At 71.4% G+C, this 17,937-nt stretch carries 14 protein-coding genes and 1 pseudogene; 2 read left to right on the top strand and 13 right to left on the bottom strand.

What is annotated here, in order from left to right; all coding sequences use genetic code 11:
- Nucleotides 1–48: 48 nt before the first annotated feature.
- The 8 genes from IAG44_RS30895 to IAG44_RS30860 all read right to left on the bottom strand — a co-directional run bounded on the left by IAG44_RS30895 (nucleotide 49) and on the right by IAG44_RS30860 (nucleotide 10,679).
- Nucleotides 49–1,242 carry a TerD family protein gene (locus IAG44_RS30895; RefSeq protein ID WP_187752921.1) on the bottom strand — a complete coding sequence of 398 codons (1,194 nt, stop codon included), beginning with the start codon at nucleotides 1,240–1,242 and terminating at the stop codon, nucleotides 49–51.
- A gap of 196 nt (nucleotides 1,243–1,438) precedes the next feature.
- Nucleotides 1,439–4,417 carry a S8 family serine peptidase gene (locus tag IAG44_RS30890; RefSeq protein ID WP_187750361.1) on the bottom strand — a complete coding sequence of 993 codons (2,979 nt, stop codon included), beginning with the start codon at nucleotides 4,415–4,417 and terminating at the stop codon, nucleotides 1,439–1,441.
- 206 nt (nucleotides 4,418–4,623) lie between these two features.
- Entirely contained in the window at nucleotides 4,624–5,613 is a 990-nt protein-coding gene (locus IAG44_RS30885; RefSeq protein WP_187750360.1) for a zinc-dependent alcohol dehydrogenase family protein, read from the bottom strand.
- Between the two features lie 76 nt (nucleotides 5,614–5,689).
- On the bottom strand, nucleotides 5,690–6,514 hold the full coding sequence (locus IAG44_RS30880; protein ID WP_187750359.1) for a carbohydrate ABC transporter permease: 825 nt from the start codon (nucleotides 6,512–6,514) through the stop codon (nucleotides 5,690–5,692).
- A complete protein-coding gene (locus tag IAG44_RS30875; RefSeq protein ID WP_187750358.1) occupies nucleotides 6,511–7,446 on the bottom strand; it encodes a carbohydrate ABC transporter permease in 936 nt (311 codons plus the stop codon). The genes IAG44_RS30880 and IAG44_RS30875 overlap by 4 nt, the downstream gene beginning before the upstream one ends.
- Nucleotides 7,443–8,789: an ABC transporter substrate-binding protein gene (locus IAG44_RS30870; protein WP_187750357.1), complete on the bottom strand. Its 1,347-nt coding sequence runs from the start codon at nucleotides 8,787–8,789 to the stop codon at nucleotides 7,443–7,445. Before IAG44_RS30870 ends, IAG44_RS30875 begins: the two co-directional genes overlap by 4 nt.
- 34 nt (nucleotides 8,790–8,823) lie before the next feature.
- Nucleotides 8,824–9,594: a DeoR/GlpR family DNA-binding transcription regulator gene (locus IAG44_RS30865; protein WP_187750356.1), complete on the bottom strand. Its 771-nt coding sequence runs from the start codon at nucleotides 9,592–9,594 to the stop codon at nucleotides 8,824–8,826.
- Between the two features lie 275 nt (nucleotides 9,595–9,869).
- Nucleotides 9,870–10,679 carry an NAD-dependent epimerase/dehydratase family protein gene (locus IAG44_RS30860; RefSeq protein WP_187750355.1) on the bottom strand — a complete coding sequence of 270 codons (810 nt, stop codon included), beginning with the start codon at nucleotides 10,677–10,679 and terminating at the stop codon, nucleotides 9,870–9,872.
- A gap of 243 nt (nucleotides 10,680–10,922) precedes the next feature.
- Here IAG44_RS30860 and IAG44_RS30855 point away from each other — a divergent pair, with 243 nt between their 5' ends.
- Both IAG44_RS30855 and IAG44_RS30850 read left to right on the top strand, forming a co-directional pair.
- Entirely contained in the window at nucleotides 10,923–11,867 is a 945-nt protein-coding gene (locus IAG44_RS30855) for a 5-dehydro-4-deoxyglucarate dehydratase (protein WP_187752920.1), read from the top strand.
- The gene (locus tag IAG44_RS30850; protein ID WP_187750354.1) at nucleotides 11,864–13,021 is read left to right on the top strand and encodes a hypothetical protein; all 1,158 of its coding nucleotides are present in this window, start codon (nucleotides 11,864–11,866) and stop codon (nucleotides 13,019–13,021) included. Before IAG44_RS30855 ends, IAG44_RS30850 begins: the two co-directional genes overlap by 4 nt.
- Nucleotides 13,022–13,212: 191 nt before the next feature.
- On the opposite strand, the pseudogene IAG44_RS30845 reads toward IAG44_RS30850, so the two are convergent.
- From IAG44_RS30845 to IAG44_RS30825, 5 genes and pseudogenes are all read right to left on the bottom strand, one after another.
- Nucleotides 13,213–13,305 (bottom strand): annotated as a pseudogene (locus IAG44_RS30845) (DNA polymerase III); the annotation flags it as partial.
- A 253-nt stretch (nucleotides 13,306–13,558) separates the two neighbouring features.
- Nucleotides 13,559–14,422, bottom strand: a complete 864-nt coding sequence (locus IAG44_RS30840) for a carbohydrate ABC transporter permease (protein WP_223006809.1) — start codon at nucleotides 14,420–14,422, stop codon at nucleotides 13,559–13,561.
- Nucleotides 14,412–15,386, bottom strand: a complete 975-nt coding sequence (locus IAG44_RS30835) for a carbohydrate ABC transporter permease (RefSeq protein WP_187750353.1) — start codon at nucleotides 15,384–15,386, stop codon at nucleotides 14,412–14,414. Before IAG44_RS30835 ends, IAG44_RS30840 begins: the two co-directional genes overlap by 11 nt.
- A gap of 2 nt (nucleotides 15,387–15,388) precedes the next feature.
- Nucleotides 15,389–16,672 carry an ABC transporter substrate-binding protein gene (locus IAG44_RS30830; RefSeq protein WP_187750352.1) on the bottom strand — a complete coding sequence of 428 codons (1,284 nt, stop codon included), beginning with the start codon at nucleotides 16,670–16,672 and terminating at the stop codon, nucleotides 15,389–15,391.
- A 169-nt stretch (nucleotides 16,673–16,841) separates the two neighbouring features.
- Nucleotides 16,842–17,906 carry a LacI family DNA-binding transcriptional regulator gene (locus tag IAG44_RS30825; protein ID WP_187750351.1) on the bottom strand — a complete coding sequence of 355 codons (1,065 nt, stop codon included), beginning with the start codon at nucleotides 17,904–17,906 and terminating at the stop codon, nucleotides 16,842–16,844.
- Nucleotides 17,907–17,937 lie beyond the last annotated feature (31 nt).

The raw sequence follows: 17,937 nt of genomic DNA, 5'->3' as shown, positions 1-17,937 counted from the left end.
CTGCGGGCGGGCGGCCCGCCGTCGAGCGCCTAGCCCCGAGCGCCGGAACTACAGCGCCTGTCCCGCCGGCTTCACCATGTTCCGGACCGTCCGTGCCTTCACGAACTCGCCCATCGCGGTCATTTCCCATTCGCCGGAGAACTGGCGGATGAGTTTGGCCATCATGACGCCGGTCTGGGGCTCCGCGTTGGTGAGGTCGAAGCGGACGAGTTCTTCGCCGGTCGCGGCGTCGATGAGGCGGCAGTAGGCCTTGGCGACCTCGGTGAATTTCTGGCCGGAGAAGGAGTTCACGGTGAAGACGAGGCCGGTGACGTCCTGGGGGATGCGGCCGAGGTCGACGACGATGACCTCGTCGTCGCCGCCGCCCTCGCCGGTGAGGTTGTCGCCGGAGTGCTTGATCGCGCCGTTGAGGATGGCGAGCTTGCCGAAGTAGCAGCTGTCGACGTGGTTGCGCTGCGGCCCGTAGGCGATGACGGACGCGTCGAGGTCGATGTCGCGGCTGCGGTAGGCCGGTTCCCAGCCGAGGCCCATCTTGACCTGGGAGAGCAGGGGCTGGCCGCCCTTGACGAGGGACACCGTCTGGTTCTTCTGGAGGCTGACGCGGCCCTTGTCTAGGTTGATCTTGCCGGTGCCCGGCGGGGGCGTCGCCGGCATGGGGGGCGTGGCCGCGGGCGGCTGCGTGGAGGCGACCGACCTCGTGGGAGCGGGGGCCGGCGTAGGCGCGGGCGTCGGCGTAGCCGCCGGTGTCGGTTCCTCCACCGTCACCCCGAAGTCCGTCGCGATCCCCGCGAGGCCGTTCGCGTACCCCTGGCCCACCGCGCGGGCCTTCCAGGCGCCGTTGCGCAGGTAGATCTCGACGATGACGAGGGCCGTCTCGGCGCCGAGCTGCGGCGGGGTGAACGTCGCGATGACGGCGTTGTCGTCGGCGCCCCTGATCGTCGCTGTCGGCTCGATGCCCTGGAAGGTCTGGCCCGCGGCGTCGGGGCTGGCGGTGACGACGATCTTCTCGATGCCGGGAGGGATCACGGCCGTGTCGACGGTGATCGCGTCGGGGGCGGAGCCGCCTCCGGAGCGGTAGGACACTCCGGGGCCGCTCGGCTGGTTGTAGAAGATGAAGTCGTCGTCCGAGCGGACCTTGCCGTCGGCGGTGAGCAGCAGGCCCGAGACGTCGAGCCGCACGGGCGCGGAGACGTCGACCGTCACCTTCGCGACGGGGAGGGGGATGTTCGAGCCGGGGGTCATAGCGGTCATGCCGGGTGAACGAACGAGACCACTTTGCCGTTCCCTTACCCGCTCTTCCGTCCCACCTTCACTCGAACGAGTGGCCCGCTCCCGAAAACCCGCCCCGGAAAACGGATGTCCCCGCCCCCGACAAGCGAGTGGCCCCGCCCCCGGAAAATCCCCGGAAACAGGGCCACCACGCCTCACCCGACAGGGCTCAGTTCAGGCTCACCACCGTCCCCGCCCCGTTCGCGTACTCGACCCAGCCGGTGGACCGCCCCCCGGTCCCCACCCCGGCCCAAGCGGCCGTCACATCCACCGGCGTCCCCGGCGTCGTCGTCGCCTTGGCCGGCGTCACGGAGAGCGTCCCGGCGGGAACCGAACCGCCCCCGACGGCGTTGAACTGGTACGTGTACGGCGTCGCCCCCGGCTCCGCCTCCCCGCTGCCGACCTGGACGACGGCGACGAGGTAGGTCCCCGCCTCCGGCTTCGGCAGCACGGCGTTCGCGACCCCCCGCGCGTCCGCGAGGGCGACCTGGGAGTCGACGAGCTCACCGTCGACGACCCGCCCGTACACGATCCCGGTGACCCCGGCCGCCCCGCTCGTCGCCCCGAACCGCACGGTGATCTCGGCGGCCTTGGTCCCGGCGGCGACGGCCGGCAGGTAGTCGTACTCGTCGGCCCCGGTCAGCGTGCCGCTCTCGGGCGCGGCGGAGACCGGCCCGGAGGGCGTCGCGGTGAACGCGCTCGCGGCGGAGGTCACCTTGTAGGCGACCTGCCCGGAGGCGCCGGTGCCGCTCACACGCGCGGGCGCGCGAAGCGCCTGCGGGGTGACGACGATCGGGCTGCGGACGGACGTCCGGCCGGAGGTCCAGGTCAGCGACCCGGTCTCGGCGACACCGACGGGCGCGGTGGTGACGTCGAACTTCACGGTGAACGTCTTGCGCTCGCCGGGCCGGGTGAACCGCAGGGTGGACGGCGTGACCGTGGTCCTGACGCCCGGGAGGTCGACGGCGGCCCGGTAGACGCCCGGCGTGACGGCCGTGGCGGTACGGGTGACGGTCTGGCTGCCGAGGAGGTCGCCGATGGCGATGGACGCCGAGTTCAGGTCACTGGCGTCGATCGGCTTCGCGCCGCTGCCGGTGTCGATGCCCAGGCCCTCCAGGTAGCTCAGCCAGTCGCGCTCGGAGGAGTCGTAGACGAGCCCGGGGCGCAGCATGCCCCACGCGGAGACCTCGCCGGCGCCCTGCGCGAAGACGTCCTCGCTGGTCTTGCCCTCGGCCGTCAGGGTGGGCCGGGCGGTCGTCATCATCGCGGACTTGACCGCCATGGGCGACCACTTGGGGTGCAGGGCGAGGTAGATCGCCGCGAGCCCGGTGATGTGGGGCGCCGCCATCGACGTGCCGGAGTAGAAGTCGAAGTCGTGGCCCCGGTTGGACGGCGGGGCGACGGCGGCGAGGATCGTCACGCCGGGCGCCGCGATGTCCGGCTTGAGGACGTCGCCGTTGTTCTGGAGCGAGGGCCCGCGCGAGGAGAACCCGGCGACCTGCGGATACGGGATGTCCGCGCCGCCGGTGACGAGCTGCGCCGTCGCGCCCGCGCCGGCCGCGTAGGTGCGGACGGTCGTGGAGTCCGGGATGTTGAGGTGGACCGTCGGCAGGCTGTGCGAGTCGCCGTCGGTGCTGCCCTGGGAGACGTTGACGAGGACCATGCCGACGGCGCCCGCGCGCTTGGCCTCGGCGGACTTGGCGACCCGGTCGACGACACCCCGGTCGCAGACGACGATCTTGCCCGTGGCCTGCGCCGGGTCGAGCGAGCCGGGCGCGCAGACCGCGGCGTCGGCGTCACTCGCGTCCGCGTTCTTCACGGCCGTCGAGCGCACCAGCGGCGCGGGGCCGACCTGGCCCGTCAGCGTCGTGCTGATGCCGGTGTAGCGCTCGCCGTTGCCGAGGACGACCGTGCCCTTGTACGCCTCGACCGTGCTCGCGGCGACGTTCGTGGTCCACGGCGCGACGTTGTCCAGGGTGCTCGCGCCGGGGCCGTTGTTGCCGGCGGAGGCGGAGATGAAGACGCCCGCCGCGGCGGCGTTGCGGAACGCCGTCTCGATCGGATCCCCCACGGGGGACTCGGCGTCGCTGCCGATCGAGTAGTTGATGACGTCGACGCCGTCGGCGGTGGCCTGGTCGATCGCGGCGACGATGTCGCTGGTCAGACCGCCGGTCTGGGAGCCGTCCTTGCTCTCCCAGAGCACCTTGTAGACGGCGATGGCGGCGCCGGGGGCGACGCCGGAGATCTTGCCGTAGGAGCGTCCGTCGATCGAGGCGGGCACGTTCGCGTTGCCGGCCGCCGTGGACGCGGTGTGGGAGCCGTGGCCGCCGCCGTCGCGGGGCGACATGTAGTCGGCGCGGTTGGCCTCGGGCACCCATTCGCGCCAGGCGTCGCCGTACTGGCGGGCGCTGATGACCTTCCGGTTGCAGTCGGCGGCGGTGAACTCCTCGCCGGTCTCGCAGGTGCCGGTGAAGGTCGCGCCGTCCGTCTTGCGCATGACGGTCGTCGTACCCCTCAGGTAGGGGCGGTACTTGTCCCAGGCCGGGGGTTTGGCCGTGCTGAGCGCGGGGGCGGCGAAGGAGCCGTTCTCGGGCCAGATGCCGGTGTCGAGGTCGCCGATGACGACGCCCTTGCCGGCGTTCGCGGTGCCGCCGAGCGCCGACCAGAGGCCGCCGCGTCCGGACAGGCGCAGGTAGTCGACGGAGTTCTTGTCGTCGGTCGCCTTGTGCACCCGCTCGGGGGTGACGGAGACGACGCCCTTCGTCGCGGCGAGTTTCAGGATCTGGGCCGGCGTCAGCTTCGCGGTGAAGGTGTTGGTGGTGACCGCGTAGTGGTCGGCGACCTTCGCGCCCACCTTCTTCGCCGCCGCGTTCTGCTCGGCGACCAGGTGGCTGCGGTAGCGGCGGGCCTCGTCGGTGGTGACGTCGACCTTCTCGCCCGCGTCCGGCTTGGTCGCGGGGATTCCGGCGACGCCGCCGTCGTAGGTGGCGATCGGCTGGTCGGCGAGGGTGACGAGGTAGCGGCCTGATATCGGGGCCGGGGCCGGGTCGTCGCCCGGGTCGGCGGCGGCCGTCGGCGCCGCGAAGGGGGCGGCGGCGAGGAGGAGGGCGGCGACGGAGACGCCCACGGTGGCTGGTCTTCGGGTCATGAAGTCCCCTCGGAGACAACGGAAGAGAGGGGCGGGTGGTCGTGCCCGCCCCTCCCGGGATCGTTCGGGACGATGTCAACAGCCGCGCGGCTGCTGGCGGTTCATGGTGCACATGATGCGGCCCGAAAGGGAATGGCCCCTGGCGATGGCACTTACCGGGACGCCTGCTGACGGCACCTCCCGACACCGCCAACTCACAGCACCCGCTAGGGAATCACGACGATCTTCCGCCCCGCGCCCGCCGCGAACCTCTCCAGCGCCCTCGGGTACTCGGCGAGCGGCACCCGGTCGCTGATGAACACGTCCGGGTCGAGGACCCCGCCCGCGAACAGCTCCGCCGCCCGCTCGAAGCTGTGCAGCACGGCCATCGAACCGGTGATGGTGATCTCCTGGTGGTAGACGCGGTACGGGTCGATGGTGACCCGCGTCGCGTAGTCGGCCACGCCGAACTGGAGGAACGTGCCCGCCTTCGCGACCCGCCCCAGCCCGTCCTGGATGGCCGCCGCGTTGCCGGTCGCGTCGACGACGACGTCCCAACCCCGGGGCCGCTCAAGCTCGTTCGCGTCCCCGGCCGCCCGGGAGACGCCGAGCCTGCGGGCCGTCTCCAGCCGCGCCGGGTTCACGTCGACGACGTCCACGCTCGCCGCACCGGTCCGCTTGGCCAGCTCCAGCATCATCAGGCCCATCGTGCCGGAGCCGTAGATCAGGACGTGCGCGCCGAGCCGGGTGCGCAGGACGTCGTAGCCGCGTACGGCACAGGAGAGGGGTTCGACGAGGGCCGCGTCCTGGGTGCGTATGTGGTCCGGCAGACGTACGCAGTTGGCGGCCGGCGCGAGCGCGTACCGGGCCGCTCCCCCGGCCGTGGTGACACCGATCGCGGCCCAGCGCTCGCAGAGGTTGTTGTGGCCGGTGCGGCAGTAGGAGCACGCGTGGCAGTACAGCGAGGGGTCGACGGCGACCCGGTCGCCGATCCTCAGCCCGCTGACGTCCGCGCCGAGTTCGACGACCTCGCCCGCGAACTCGTGGCCCGGCACGATCGGCAGCTCGGGGGCGAACTCCCCCTGGAGGATGTGCAGATCGGTCCCGCACAGCCCGCAGGCGGCGACCTCGACGACGACTTCGCCGGGGCCCGGCGCCGGGTCGGGGACCTCGGTGACGACGGCGCGGCCCACGGACTCGATGACGGCGGCCTTCATGACGTGACTCCCAACCTGGTTGTCTGACAGATGAGTTGACCGCGTCGGCCCGAACGGGCCCGTGCCGTCCGCGTGTTCACTTCACCGCTCCCAGCGACAGCCCCTGCACGAGCTTGTCCTGCACCGCGAACCCCGCCGCCAGCACCGGCAGGGAGATGACGAGCGACGCGGCGCACACCTTCGCCAGGAACAGCCCCTGGCTGGTGATGAACCCGGTGAGGAAGACGGGCGCGGTCTCGGCGACGACCCCGGTCAGCACCCGCGCGAACAGCAGCTCGTTCCAGCTGAAGATGAAGCAGATCAAGGCGGTTGCCGCGATGCCGGGCAGCGCGATCGGCGCGACGACCCGCAGCAGGATCGTCGGCAGCCGCGCCCCGTCGACGCGCGCCGCCTCGATCACCGCGACCGGCACCTCGGCGAGGAACGACTGCATCATCCAGACCGCGATCGGCAGGTTCATGGACGTGTAGAGCAGGACGAGCAGCCAGATGTTGTCCAGCAGGCCGGTGTTCTTCGCGAAGAGGTAGACCGGAAGCAGCCCGGCGACGGCGGGCAGCATCTTGGTGGACAGGAAGAAGAACAGGACGTCGGTCCACTTGCGCACCCTCCTGATCGACAGCGCGTACGCGGCGGGCAGCGCGAGCAGCAGCACGAGCAGCGTCGAACTCACCGACGCCACCGCCGAGTTGATCAGCGAGGGCCATGGGCTGGCCCCGCCGCCGACGCCGAAGAAGTCGCGGTAGCCGTCGAGCGTCAACGGGGCGGTGAACGAAGGGGGGTTGGTGGCGGCGTCGGTCTCGGAGTGGAACGACGTCAGCGCCATCCACGCGATCGGCAGGAAGAACACGATCCCCAGGAACCAGGCCAGCAGGCCAAGTCCCTTGCTGCGTACGGCATTCACGCGCGCGACACCTCCTCGCGGAACAGGGACGACACCACACGCAGCGCGAGCGTGGCGATGACCAGCGAGCCGATGACGACCAGGACCCCGGCCGCCGAGGCGAGCCCGTTCTCGTGGGCCTGGTAGAAGCTCTGGTAGACGGTGTAGGGGAGGTTGGCGGTGCCGAGGCCGCCGGAGGTGATCGTGAAGACGGCGTCGAAGTTCTGCACGATGTGGATCGAGCCGAGGAGCGCGCCGAGTTCGAGGTAGCGGCGCAGGTGCGGCAGCGTGAGGTGCCGGAACACCTGCCAGTCGCCGGCACCGTCGACCCGCGCGGCCTCGATCTGTTCGCGGTCGCGGCTCTGGAGCCCGGCGAGCAGGATCAGCATCATGAACGGCGTCCACTGCCAGACGAGGGCGGCCTCGACGGCGAGCAGCGGGGTGCCCGAGATCCAGTCGCGCTGCGGCCCGCCGACGTAGGACAACAGGCCGTTCAGCAGGCCGTATTCGGGGTTGTAGAGGACGTGTTTCCACAGCAGCGCGGCGGCGACCGGCACGACGAGGAAGGGGGCGATGAGGAGGGTGCGGACGATACCCCGGCCCTTGAAGCGGCGGTCGAGCAGCAGCGCCAGCGCGAGGCCGAGGAGGAGGCTGGCGATGACGACGGACGCTGTCAGCAGGGCGGTTGTCCACACGGAGTGGCGCAGGTCCGGATCGGTCAGCACCTGCCGGTAGTTGTCGAGGCCGGTGAAGCGGCGGGCGTCGGGGTAGAGGGCGTTCCAGTCGAAGAGGGAGATCACCACCGTGGCCACGAAGGGCAGTTGGGTGACGGCGATCAGGAAGACGAGGGCGGGCAGCAGGGGGGCGCGGGTGGCCCAGGCGCGCACGCGGTTCCGGGGCGGTTTCGCGGGGGCGCGAACGGGCGTCGCCACTACGGGAGTTGTGATGGTCATCGGCCCTCGTACTCCTCGGACACCTGGTCGGCGAGTCGCTGTGCTTTCGTCAGCGCGGCCTCGACGGACTGGCGGCCCGCGATCGCGGCGCTGATCTCCTGGGAGACCTTGGTGCCCAGGTCGGTGAATTCGGGGATCCCGACGAACTGGATGCCGGGCGCGGGGCGTTGCTGGACGCCGGGGTCGTTCGGGCGGGCCGCCTCGATGGCCTCGCGGGTCATCTCCTGGAAGGCGGCGGCGGATCGGCGGTACTGCGGGTTGGCGTAGGTCGAACTGCGTTTGCCCGCCGGGACGTCGGCCCAGCCGATCTGTTCGCCGACCAGCCGCTCGTACTCCTTGCCCGAGGCCCAGAAGATGAACTGCCATGCCTTGTCGGCGTTGTGGGACGCCTTCTCGATGCCCCAGGCCCAGGTGTAGAGCCAGCCGGAGGCGTCGGTCTTCTCGACCGGGGCGGGCGCGTAGCCGATCTTTCCCCGCACCGGGGAGTCGGCGGCCTCCAGGGAGCCGGCGGCGGAGGTGGCGTCGTACCACAGGGCGGTCTTGCCCTGGGTCATGTTGTTGAGGCATTCGGCGAACCCGGACTGGGCGGCGCCGGACTCGCCGTGCTCGCGCACGAGGTCCACGTAGAAGGTGACGGCGCGGTTCCATTCCGGGGAGTCGAGGCGGGCCTTCCAGTCCTTGTCGAACCAGGTGCCGCCGAAGGTGTTGACGACGGTCGTCAGGGGCGCCATCACCTCGCCCCAGCCGGGCAGTCCGCGCAGGCAGATGCCCTTCATGCCGGGTTCGGCGCCGTCGAGCTGCGCGGCGAGGTCGGCGACCTGGGTCCAGGTGGGGCGCTGCGGCATGGTGAGGCCGTGGGCGGCAAGGAGGTCCTTGCGGTACATCAGGAACGAGGACTCGCCGTAGAAGGGCTGGCCGTACAGCCTGCCGTCGTCGCCGGTGAGGGATTCACGCATCGGGCCGAGGACGTCCTTCTCGTCGTACGCCGGGTCGTGCGCGAGGTAGGTGTCCATGGCGTGCAGCCAGCCGTTGCGGGCGTAGATGGGGATCTCGTAGTTGGAGAGGGTGGCGACGTCGTACTGGCCGGCCTGGTGGGCGAAGTCCTGGCTGATCTTGTCGCGGACGTCGTTCTCGGGCAGGACGGTGAAGTTGACCTTGATGCCGGTCCGCTTCGTGAAGTGGTCGGGGGTGAGTTTCTGGAGGGCGGTCATCTGGGGGTTGTTGACCATGAGGACGTTGATCGAGTCGCCGCCGGAACCGGCTCCGCCGGCGCCGGTCCAGCAGCCGGTGAGGAGGAGGGCGGCGGCCACGGACAGCGAGGCCCCTCTGCCTGGGATGCGCATGACGAAACGCCTCTCCTATGGGTGAGTTGGATTGTCAGACCCGTATGACCTGGGGCCCCATCAGCGAGTACCGGTGCGCCTCGCTCGCCGGCAGCGCGGTACTCGTCACGATCGTCTCCAGCGCCCCCACCTCCGCGAACCGGCAGAAGCTGACCGCGCCGAACTTGGTGTGGACGCCGGTGAAGACGACCCTGCGGGCCGCGCGCACCGCCTGCGCCTTGACCTCGCCGACGGCCGGGTCGGGGGTGGTGAGGCCGTGCTCGCGGGTGATGCCGTTGGCGCCCAGGTAGGCGAGGTCGACGACGAACCCGGCGAGCATCCGCGTCGTCCAGTGGTCGACCGTCGCGAGCGTCCCCGCGCGTACGCGCCCGCCGAGCAGCAGGACGGAGATGGTGTCGGCCGTCGCGAGCGCGCCCGCGACGGGGAGGGAGGCGGTGACGACGGTCAGCGGGCGGTCGCGGGGCAGTGCTTCGGCGATGAGCTGCGGGGTGAAGCCCTCGTCGACGAAGACCGTCTCGGCGTCCCCGAGGAGCGTGGCGGCGGCAGCGGCGATGCGGCGCTTCTCGGGGACGTGGCTGGTGGCCCGGAACGCCAGGGTCGTCTCGAAGCCTGCGCTCTCCACGGGATAGGCGCCGCCGTGGGTGCGGCGGACGAGGCCGTGGTCCTCCAGGGCGCGCAGGTCGCGCCGGACGGTCTCCTTGGCGACGCCGAGATCGGCGGCGAGGGTGTTGACGTCCACGGCGCCGCTCTCGCGGGCGACGCGCACGATCTCGCGCTGGCGCTCTTCTGCGGTCCTCGGGTCCACGCCGGCCACCTGCCTCACGTCCGCTGCCCGTTCGGGCACACAGGGGCCCCTCAGGGCCCTTTGCGGACCCGTTCGGGCTCACGGGGGAAGTTCTACCGGTGGGGTGGGGCGCTGAACAGGCCCGTCACTCGCCCGATGCGGCCCGTTCGGGCCCGTTGTCCTCGCGTGTGCGGGCGCGCGGACCTGCGGGGCTTCGGCGGAGCGGGCGGGGGCGGTGCCCGGACAGGGGTGCGGGCGGGCCCGTTCGGTGCCCGCCCGCGTGATCCCGTGGGGGGTCAGTGCGGCCAGATGGGCGGGTCCGTCACGAAGGCGCCGCCCAGGTACGCGTGCGCCTCGTTGCCGGGCTGGAGTTCGCCCTGTTCGGCGATCAGCTTCTCGGCGTACGGCTCGGAGTCGTCCTGCGGGTCGTAGCCCAGCGCCCGCGCGGTGGTGAGGTCCCACCACAGGCGGGTGTTGGCGGAGGAGCCGTAGACGACCGTGTGCCCGACGTCCTCGGCGGTCAGGGCGGCGTGGAAGAGACGGGCGCCGTCGGCGGGGCTCATCCAGATCGACAGCATCCGCACGGACGTCGGTTCGGCGAAGCAGGAGCCGATGCGCACGGAGACGGTCTCCAGGCCGTGCCGGTCCCAGTAGAGCTGCGCCAGGTCCTCGCCGAAGGACTTCGACAGGCCGTAGAAGGTGTCCGGGCGGCGCGGGGTGTCGACGGGGATGAGCGGGTCGTCGCCCTCGGGGCGCGGGGTGTAGCCGACGGCGTGGTTCGAGGAGGCGAAGACGATCCGGCGCACGCCTTCCGCGCGCGCGGCTTCGTACAGGTTGTAGGTGCCCTCGATGTTTGCCCTGAGGATCTTCTCGAAAGAGGATTCGAGGGAGATGCCCGCGAGGTGGACGATCGCGTCGACACCGCGTACGGCGTCCCTGAGGGCGTCGCGGTCGGCCAGGTCGGCGGTGATCGCGCCGGGGGCGCCCTCGACGGGGACGAGGTCGAGGCAGCGCAGGTCGTAGCCGTACTCCGGGAGCAGGCCCCGCATCAGGGTGCCGAGGCCGCCGGCGGCGCCGGTCAGCAGGACGGTGCGCGGAGCGGGCATCCTCGGGTCTCCTCGATCAGTGGGCCGCATGCATGATCGACATTCACATGCTTGGACAAGCTAAGGATGTCCATCGATGCTCGTCAAGGGGGCGCGGGGGTGGGAAATCCCCGCCGTAGGGCACCTCCACGCGCTTGACCCGCCCCAATGAGGCTCCTTAGGGTGGTCGCGTTCATACATATATACGCCGATCAGAAGCGTGACCGCTCGCTCCAGGCGGTCGCCCACCGCCAGGGAGAGCCCGTGCCGACAGCCCCGCTCGCCGACCGCCTCACCGCCCCCACCGGGCCCCTCTTCTTCCCCGTCACCGCCTACGGCCGAGACGGCTCCCTCGACCTCGACGCCTTCCGCGCGCACGTACGCGCGGGCGTCGACGCGGGCGCGGCGGCCGTCTTCGCCTGCTGCGGCACCGGCGAGTTCCACGCGCTCGACCTGGACGAGTTCGAGGCATGCGTGCGCGCGGCCGTCGAGGAGACCGCCGGGCGCGTGCCGGTCGTCGCGGGCGCCGGGTACGGCACGCGGCTCGCCGTCCGCTACGCGCGCGTGGCGCACGAGGCGGGCGCCGACGGGCTGCTCGTCCTGCCGCCCTACCTCGTCGTCGCCGGGCAGGAGGGGCTGCTGCGGCACTACCGCGAGGTCGCCGCCGCGACACCGCTGCCGGTGATCGTCTACCAGCGCGACAACGCCGTCTTCACGCCCGCGACGGTCGTCGAACTCGCCCGCACGGAGGGCGTCGTCGGCCTCAAGGACGGCTACGGCGACCTCGACCTCATGCAGCGCATCGTCAGCGCCGTCCGCAGCGAGGTGCCCGGCGACTTCCTGTACTTCAACGGCCTGCCGACCGCCGAGCAGACGCAGCTCGCCTACCGCGCGCTGGGCGTCACCCTGTACTCGTCCGCCGTCTTCTGCTTCTCCCCCGAGATCGCGAACGCCTTCCACCGCGCGCTGCGCACCGGCGACGACGCCACCGCGCGCCGCCTGCTCGACGGGTTCTTCCGCCCGTACGTCGAACTGCGCGCGCAGGGGCGCGGGTACGCCGTCTCGCTCGTCAAGGCCGCCGTGCGGCTGCGCGGGCTCGACGTCGGCGAGGTCCGGCCGCCGCTGCACGAGCCGGCCGAGGATCATGTGAAGCGGCTCGCGCAACTGATCGAGCGCGGGCACGCGCTGCTGGAGGAGGAGAGCAAGTGAAGGCGTCGACGTTCGTCTACCCCTGGGACGTCAACGGCGACCCCGAGGCCCCGGCCCGGATCGCCTCCCTCGGCGTGGAGCAGGTGACCCTGGCCGCCGCGTACCACTCCACGCGCGCCCTCACCCCGCGCCACCCCCGCCACCGGATCGTCACCGCCGAGCACGCGGCGGTCCTGTACGCCCCTGACACGCGCTGGGAGGGCCGGACCCTCCGCCCCTACCCGGCCGGGGCCTGGGCGCCCGCAGACGCCTTCTCGGAGGCCGCTGACGCCCTCTCGGGCGCGGGCCTCGAGGTCCACACCTGGGTCGTCCTCGCGCACAACTCCCGGCTCGGCGCCGAGCACCCGTCGACGTCCGTCGTCAACGCCTACGGCGACCGCTACCCCTGGGCGCCCTGCATCGCCCAGCCCGACACGCGCGCGTACCTGATCGACCTCGCCGCCGAGGCCGCCGTGCGCCCCGGCGCCGCCGGCACCGAGCTGGAGTCCCTGGGCTGGTACGGCCTCCAGCACCTGCACGCCCACGACAAGACCGGCGGCGTGCCCCTGGGCGACGCCGGGATGTACCTCATGGCCCTCTGCTTCTGCGCCGTCTGCCGCGACGGGTACGCCGCGCGGGGCGCCGATCCGGACGCCCTCGCGGCAGCCGTCCGCGACGCCCTCGACCCCCTGTGGAAGGGCGCCCCGGACGAGGGCTGGCCGGGCGTCGAGAAACTTCTCGGCCCCACGTACACGGCCGCTACGCGCGCGTGGCGCGACGAGACCGCCCGCACGCTCCAGGAGGCCGCCGTGAACGCCGTCCGCGCGGCGGCCCCGGCCGGCTTCCAGGTCCTCCTCCACGCCGACCCCGTCACCTACCACGTCGGCGCCAACCCCGGCGTCGACCCCGCCCACATCCTCTCCGTCGCCGACGGCGTCGTCGTCCCCTGCGCGGGCGGGCCCGAACTCCTGCCCCCGTTCGCGGAGACCGGCCGTCCCGCCGTCCTCGCCGCCAACTTCGGCATCGTCTCCGGCATGGGCGGCCGGCCCCACGACCTCGCGGCCGACATCGCACGCGCGCGTGCGCTGGGCGCCACGGAGATGCGGCTGTACCACGCGGGGCTGGCTTCGGACGCGGATCTTGAGGTGGTGCGGGGGGTGTTGGCAGGGCGCTGAGGGAGAGGGAGGGGACAGCGGGGCGGGGGCTGGGCGGCTTCCGTCCCGGACGGCGGGCAAGAGGGCCGGGGTCGCAGCCGCACTCGGCGCCGTCAGCCGTCACGGCCCGCTCCCGGCCGTCGCGCGGCGGCACCGGCCGTCCCGAACCGCACGCTGACGCGCGCCTACCCGCCCAGCTTCCCCTCCATCCAGATGATCTCGCTGACCTGCCCCGGCGGCGCGGACCCCGGCCAGCACGTCGCCTCGACGTCCACGACGTTGATCAGGCCCTCGGTGTTGTGCATGACGGGAGCGTAGGGAGGGACACGGGCCGGGTCACCCGGTTTTCGGGCCCCCAGAACCGCCCCCTCCCAGAACCGCTCCGGGCCTCCGGCCCACACAACTCACGTACGAGCAGCCCACGTACGACCCGCACGACCGGCCGCCCCCGCGACCAGCCCCGCCGCCGGCTCCCCCCGCGGAAACCCCGCCCACACCGAACACCGGCGCCCCCGGCGACATCCTCGCCAGGGGCGCCCGCCGGCGGCGCGAAGACCGTCACATCTTCGTCGCGCCCGCCGCCAGGTCCCGAAGGAAGTGCCGGGCCCCGATGAGGAAGACCACGATCAGGGGGACGACGCTCATCAACGCCCCGGCCATGACGAGGGAGTAGTCGGCCTGGTAGAGGACGTTGAGGTTGGCGAGGGCCACTTGGAGGGTGACCTTCTCGGGGTCGATCATGACGACGAGAGGCCAGATGTAGTCGTTCCAGAGGCCGATGAACGTGAAGATGCCGAGGAACGCGAGCGCGGGCCGGAACATGGGGAGCGCGACCTGCCAGTAGAGGCGGAAGAACCCGGCCCCGTCGATGCGGCCGGCGTCCAGCAGCTCGTCCGGGAGGGAGTTCTCGGCGTACTGCCGCATCCAGAAGATGCCGAACGCGTTGGCCGCGCCGGGGATGACGAGCGCCTTGAGGGAACCGGCCCAGCCGAACTCCGCCATGGTCACGAACTGCGGGACGAGGGAGAGTTGGGCCGGGATCATGTACGTCATCAGCAGCATGCCGAACATGAACCGCTTGGCGGGGAAGTCGTACTTGGCGAAGGCGAACGCGGCGAGGGAGTCGAAGAACAGCACCAGCGCCGTCCCGGCCACCGCGACGACGACCGTGTTGAAGAGCGAGCCGAAGAAATCGACGGAGTCGACGACCCGCTTCATGTTGTCCAGCAGATGCGGTCCCGGCACCAGCTTGGGCGGGTAGCGGTAGATGTCCTGGGTCGTGCCGGACGCCATCACCACCAGCCAGTAGAAGGGGAACAGGGAGACCAGCACCCCGAACAGCAGCACGACGCGGACGCAGATCCGGGTGAGCCTGCTGCCGGAGCCGATCGCGAGCCCGGCGTTGTTCTGCTCAGCGGCCACGGCGCGTCTCCTTGTCCCGACGCCCGGACACCAGGCGCCAGTTGACGATCGTGAAGAGGGCGATGAGCGCGAACAGCACCCAGCCCATCGCGGCCCCGTACCCGAACTGGTGGTCCTTGAATGCTTTCTGCCACAGGTAGAGCACGATGGTCATGCCTTCCTGCCCCGGCCCGCCGGTGGTTCCGACGTCGTCGGTCTGGAACAGCACCTGCGACTCGGTGAAGATCTGCAGCCCGTTGATGCTGGAGGTGATCGCGGCGAAGAGGACCACCGGCTTCAACTGCGGTACGACGACCCGGAACAGCGTCTGCCAGCTGTTGGCGCCGTCCATCCGCGCCGCCTCGAAGTGCTCGGTCGGGATGGCCTGGATCCCGGCGAGGAAGATCAGCGCGTTGTAGCCGACCCACCGCCAGATGATCATCAGCGAGATCGCCGACTTGATGCCCCACTCGGAGGACAGCCACCCGATCCCGTCCAACCCCACCGCTTTGAGGCCCGAGTTGGCGAGCCCGCTCTGCGCGAACACCGATCCGAAGACGATCGTCATCGCGACCATGGACGTCACGTTGGGCACGAAGTACGCGACCCGGTAGGCCCCGCCGAACCGCACCTGTGAGTGCAGCAGGAACGCGATGACCAGCGCGAGGAACAGCATCGGCACGGTCGAGAGGAACCAGATCTCGAAGGTGTTGAGCACCGAGTGCCAGAACACCGAGTCTTCCAGCAGCCACTTGTACTGCTGGAGTCCGACGTACCGCATGTTCCCGATGCCGTCCCAGTCCTGGAAGGACAGGTAGAGCGAGAACACCACCGGGAACGCCCCGAACACGCCGAACAGCACGTAGAACGGCGCGATGGCGAGCAGCGGCCCGAGGTGGCGCCGCCGTCCGCCGGGCGCGGTGGACGACGTGCGGCGCACCAGGGGCCGCTGCTGCGCGCGGGCGCTTTCGGCAACCGTCGCCATCGTCAGCTCACCCCCACTCTGACCAGCGCGGACTCGGCCCCGTCGACGGCGTCGCGCCAGGCTTTCTCGGGGTTCTTGCCGAGGGTCTGGACGTTGGTGAGTTCCTGGAAGAAGGGGGTGTTGGCGGTGTCCTCGTAGGGGCTGAAGTAGACGACGGGGGCGTTGCGCGCGGCCGGTCCGAAGACGTCGATGGGCCGCTGGCCGCCGAAGAAGGGGTCGGCCTGGTGCATCGCGGGGTCCGCGTAGGCGGCCGGGGTGGTGGGGAACAGGGCCGACTCCTGGTAGGACTTGAGCTGGTTGGCCGGGCTGAGCAGCCAGGTCAGGAAGGCGAACGCGCGCTCCGGATCCCGGCAGTAGCGGGTCAGCGTCATGTACGAGCCCCCGTAGTTCGCGGGCCCGCCCGGCATCCTCGTCAGCCGCCACAGGCCGGACGTCTTCGGCGCGGTGTCCTTGAGGCCGTTGATCGCCCACACCGCCGTCGTCATGGTGGCGATCCGGCTGCCGCTCATCGCCGCGTTGTAGTCGGGCGTGCCGTCGGAGACGCGGGCGGCGAGGCCCTGGCGCAGGATCTCGACGGCGGTGTCCCAGGCGTGCCGGATGTGCGGCTGGTCGCCGATGAAGCGGTTGTCGGCGTCCACGAACTGCCGGGTGGACTGGAGCATGGCCTGCTGGAAGACGTTGCCGATGTTGCTGACGAGGAACACACCCCGGGTCTTCAGGGCGCGTCCGGCGGTGATGAACTTCTCCCAGGTGGAGACCGCCTCGGCGACGTCGTCGGGCTCGTACGCGAGGCCCGCCCTCTGGAAGAGGTCCCGGCGGTAGTAGAGCGCGGTCGGGCCGGCGTCGAGCGGGAAGCCGATCATGCGGCCCGACGGGGTGAAGCAGGCTTTCCACTTCCAGTCGAGGTACTGGCCGCGCAGCTTCTCGGCGCCGAACTCCCGCAGGTCCAGGAACTCGTTCTCGTCGGGGAAGAACGTCGCGAGGTTGTCGGAGTTGGCGACGGTGATGTCGGGCACGTAGGCGCGGGCGGCGAGGCTGGTGCGCACCTTGGAGTCGATCTCGCCGGACGGCATCTGCGCGCCGCGCACCTTGAGACCGGGCACGCCGGGGACCGAACTACGCGCGGTGGCGAGGAGTTTCTCGCTCAGCGCGCCCTTCCAGTACCAGAGGCTGAGGTGATCGGTGCCGGCCGAGGCCGAGCCGCTTGCCGTCCCGCACCCGGACAGGCCCAGCAGGGCCCCACCGGCGCCGGCGAGGGAGACCCCCAGCAGACGTCTGCGGGACATCGTTCGGTGTTCCATCACGCGCGGCTCGCTTTACGGAGGAGGACAACGATGTCGGCATCCCGTGAACGTTCACGTGAGCGTTGCCGTCGAGTATTGGGGCGGCCGAAAACCAGTGTCAAGACACGTACAGCGGATATGTACTGACGTCCTGTCAGGAGGGCAGACCGGCTCAGGCGGAGGCCCGCACCACCAGTTCGGGGATCACCCAGGCGTCCTCGCCGACCAGCGGCCCCTCGCCCGCGAGCAGCCGCGCGACCTGCTCGACGGCCAACCGTCCGAGCCGGCGTTTGTCCAGGTGGAGGGTGGTGAGCGCGGGCTCGACGAGGGCGCCCAGCGACAGCCCGTCGAACCCCAGCACGGCGAGGTCGCCGGGCACCTCGCGCCCCCGGCGCCGCGCGGTGCGCATCGCGCCGACCGCGATCAGGTCGTTGAACCCGAAGACGGCCGTGACCTCGGGCCGCACGTCCAGCAGCCGCTCCATCGCGGCCTCGCCGCCGACGACGCTGTGCTCGGCACAGCAGACGATCCACCCCTCGTCGACGTCGAGGCCGTGCCGTCGCGCCTGCGCGAGGAACGCCTCGTGCCGGGGGCCGCGGACGGGGCCCCGGTCGCCGTCGAGCATGCCGATCCGGCGGTGTCCCGCGCCGACGAGGTGGGCCATCCCGCGCTCCAGGCCGCCCGCCGCGTCGATGCCGACGGCCGCGAACCGGGTCTGCTGCGGGCCGCGTTCGAGCAGGACGAGGGGGACGCCGCCGAGGTGGCGGGCTAGGACGTCGTCCTCGTTCTTGAAGTAGCCGACGACCGCGTCCGCCTGGTGGGACAGCATGTCCAGCGCCTCGCGCTCGCGGGCGTCGTCGGAGCGGGTGTCGCAGACGACGACCTGCCAGCCGCGCTGCTCGGCCGCCTCCAGGACCCCGGCGGCGACCTCGGGGAAGAACGGGTTCATCAGGTCGGGGATGACCAGTCCGGCGGTGACGGTGCCCTTGCGGACCAGGCCGCGCGCGAACCGGCTCGGCCGGTAGTCGAGGAGCCGGGCGGCCTCCAGGACGCGTTCCTTGGTCGCCGGGTCGATCTCGCCCTTGTCGTTGACCGCGCGGGAGACCGTCTGCCGGGAGACGCCCGCCAGCCGGGCCACGTCATGGATCGTGGCCCGGCGGCTTAGTCCGTCGGACTGGTCGATACGCGGCTTACGTCGCTCTTGGTCGGCCCCCACGGATGAACTGTATCCGGCCATCACGGGAACATGATCCCTACGGGACGGACTT

This window comes from Streptomyces roseirectus, assembly GCF_014489635.1.
Taxonomy (GTDB): Bacteria; Actinomycetota; Actinomycetes; order Streptomycetales; family Streptomycetaceae; genus Streptomyces; species Streptomyces roseirectus.
The sequence above is the reverse complement of the archived record's forward strand: the minus strand, read 5'-3'. Positions and strand labels throughout refer to the sequence as shown.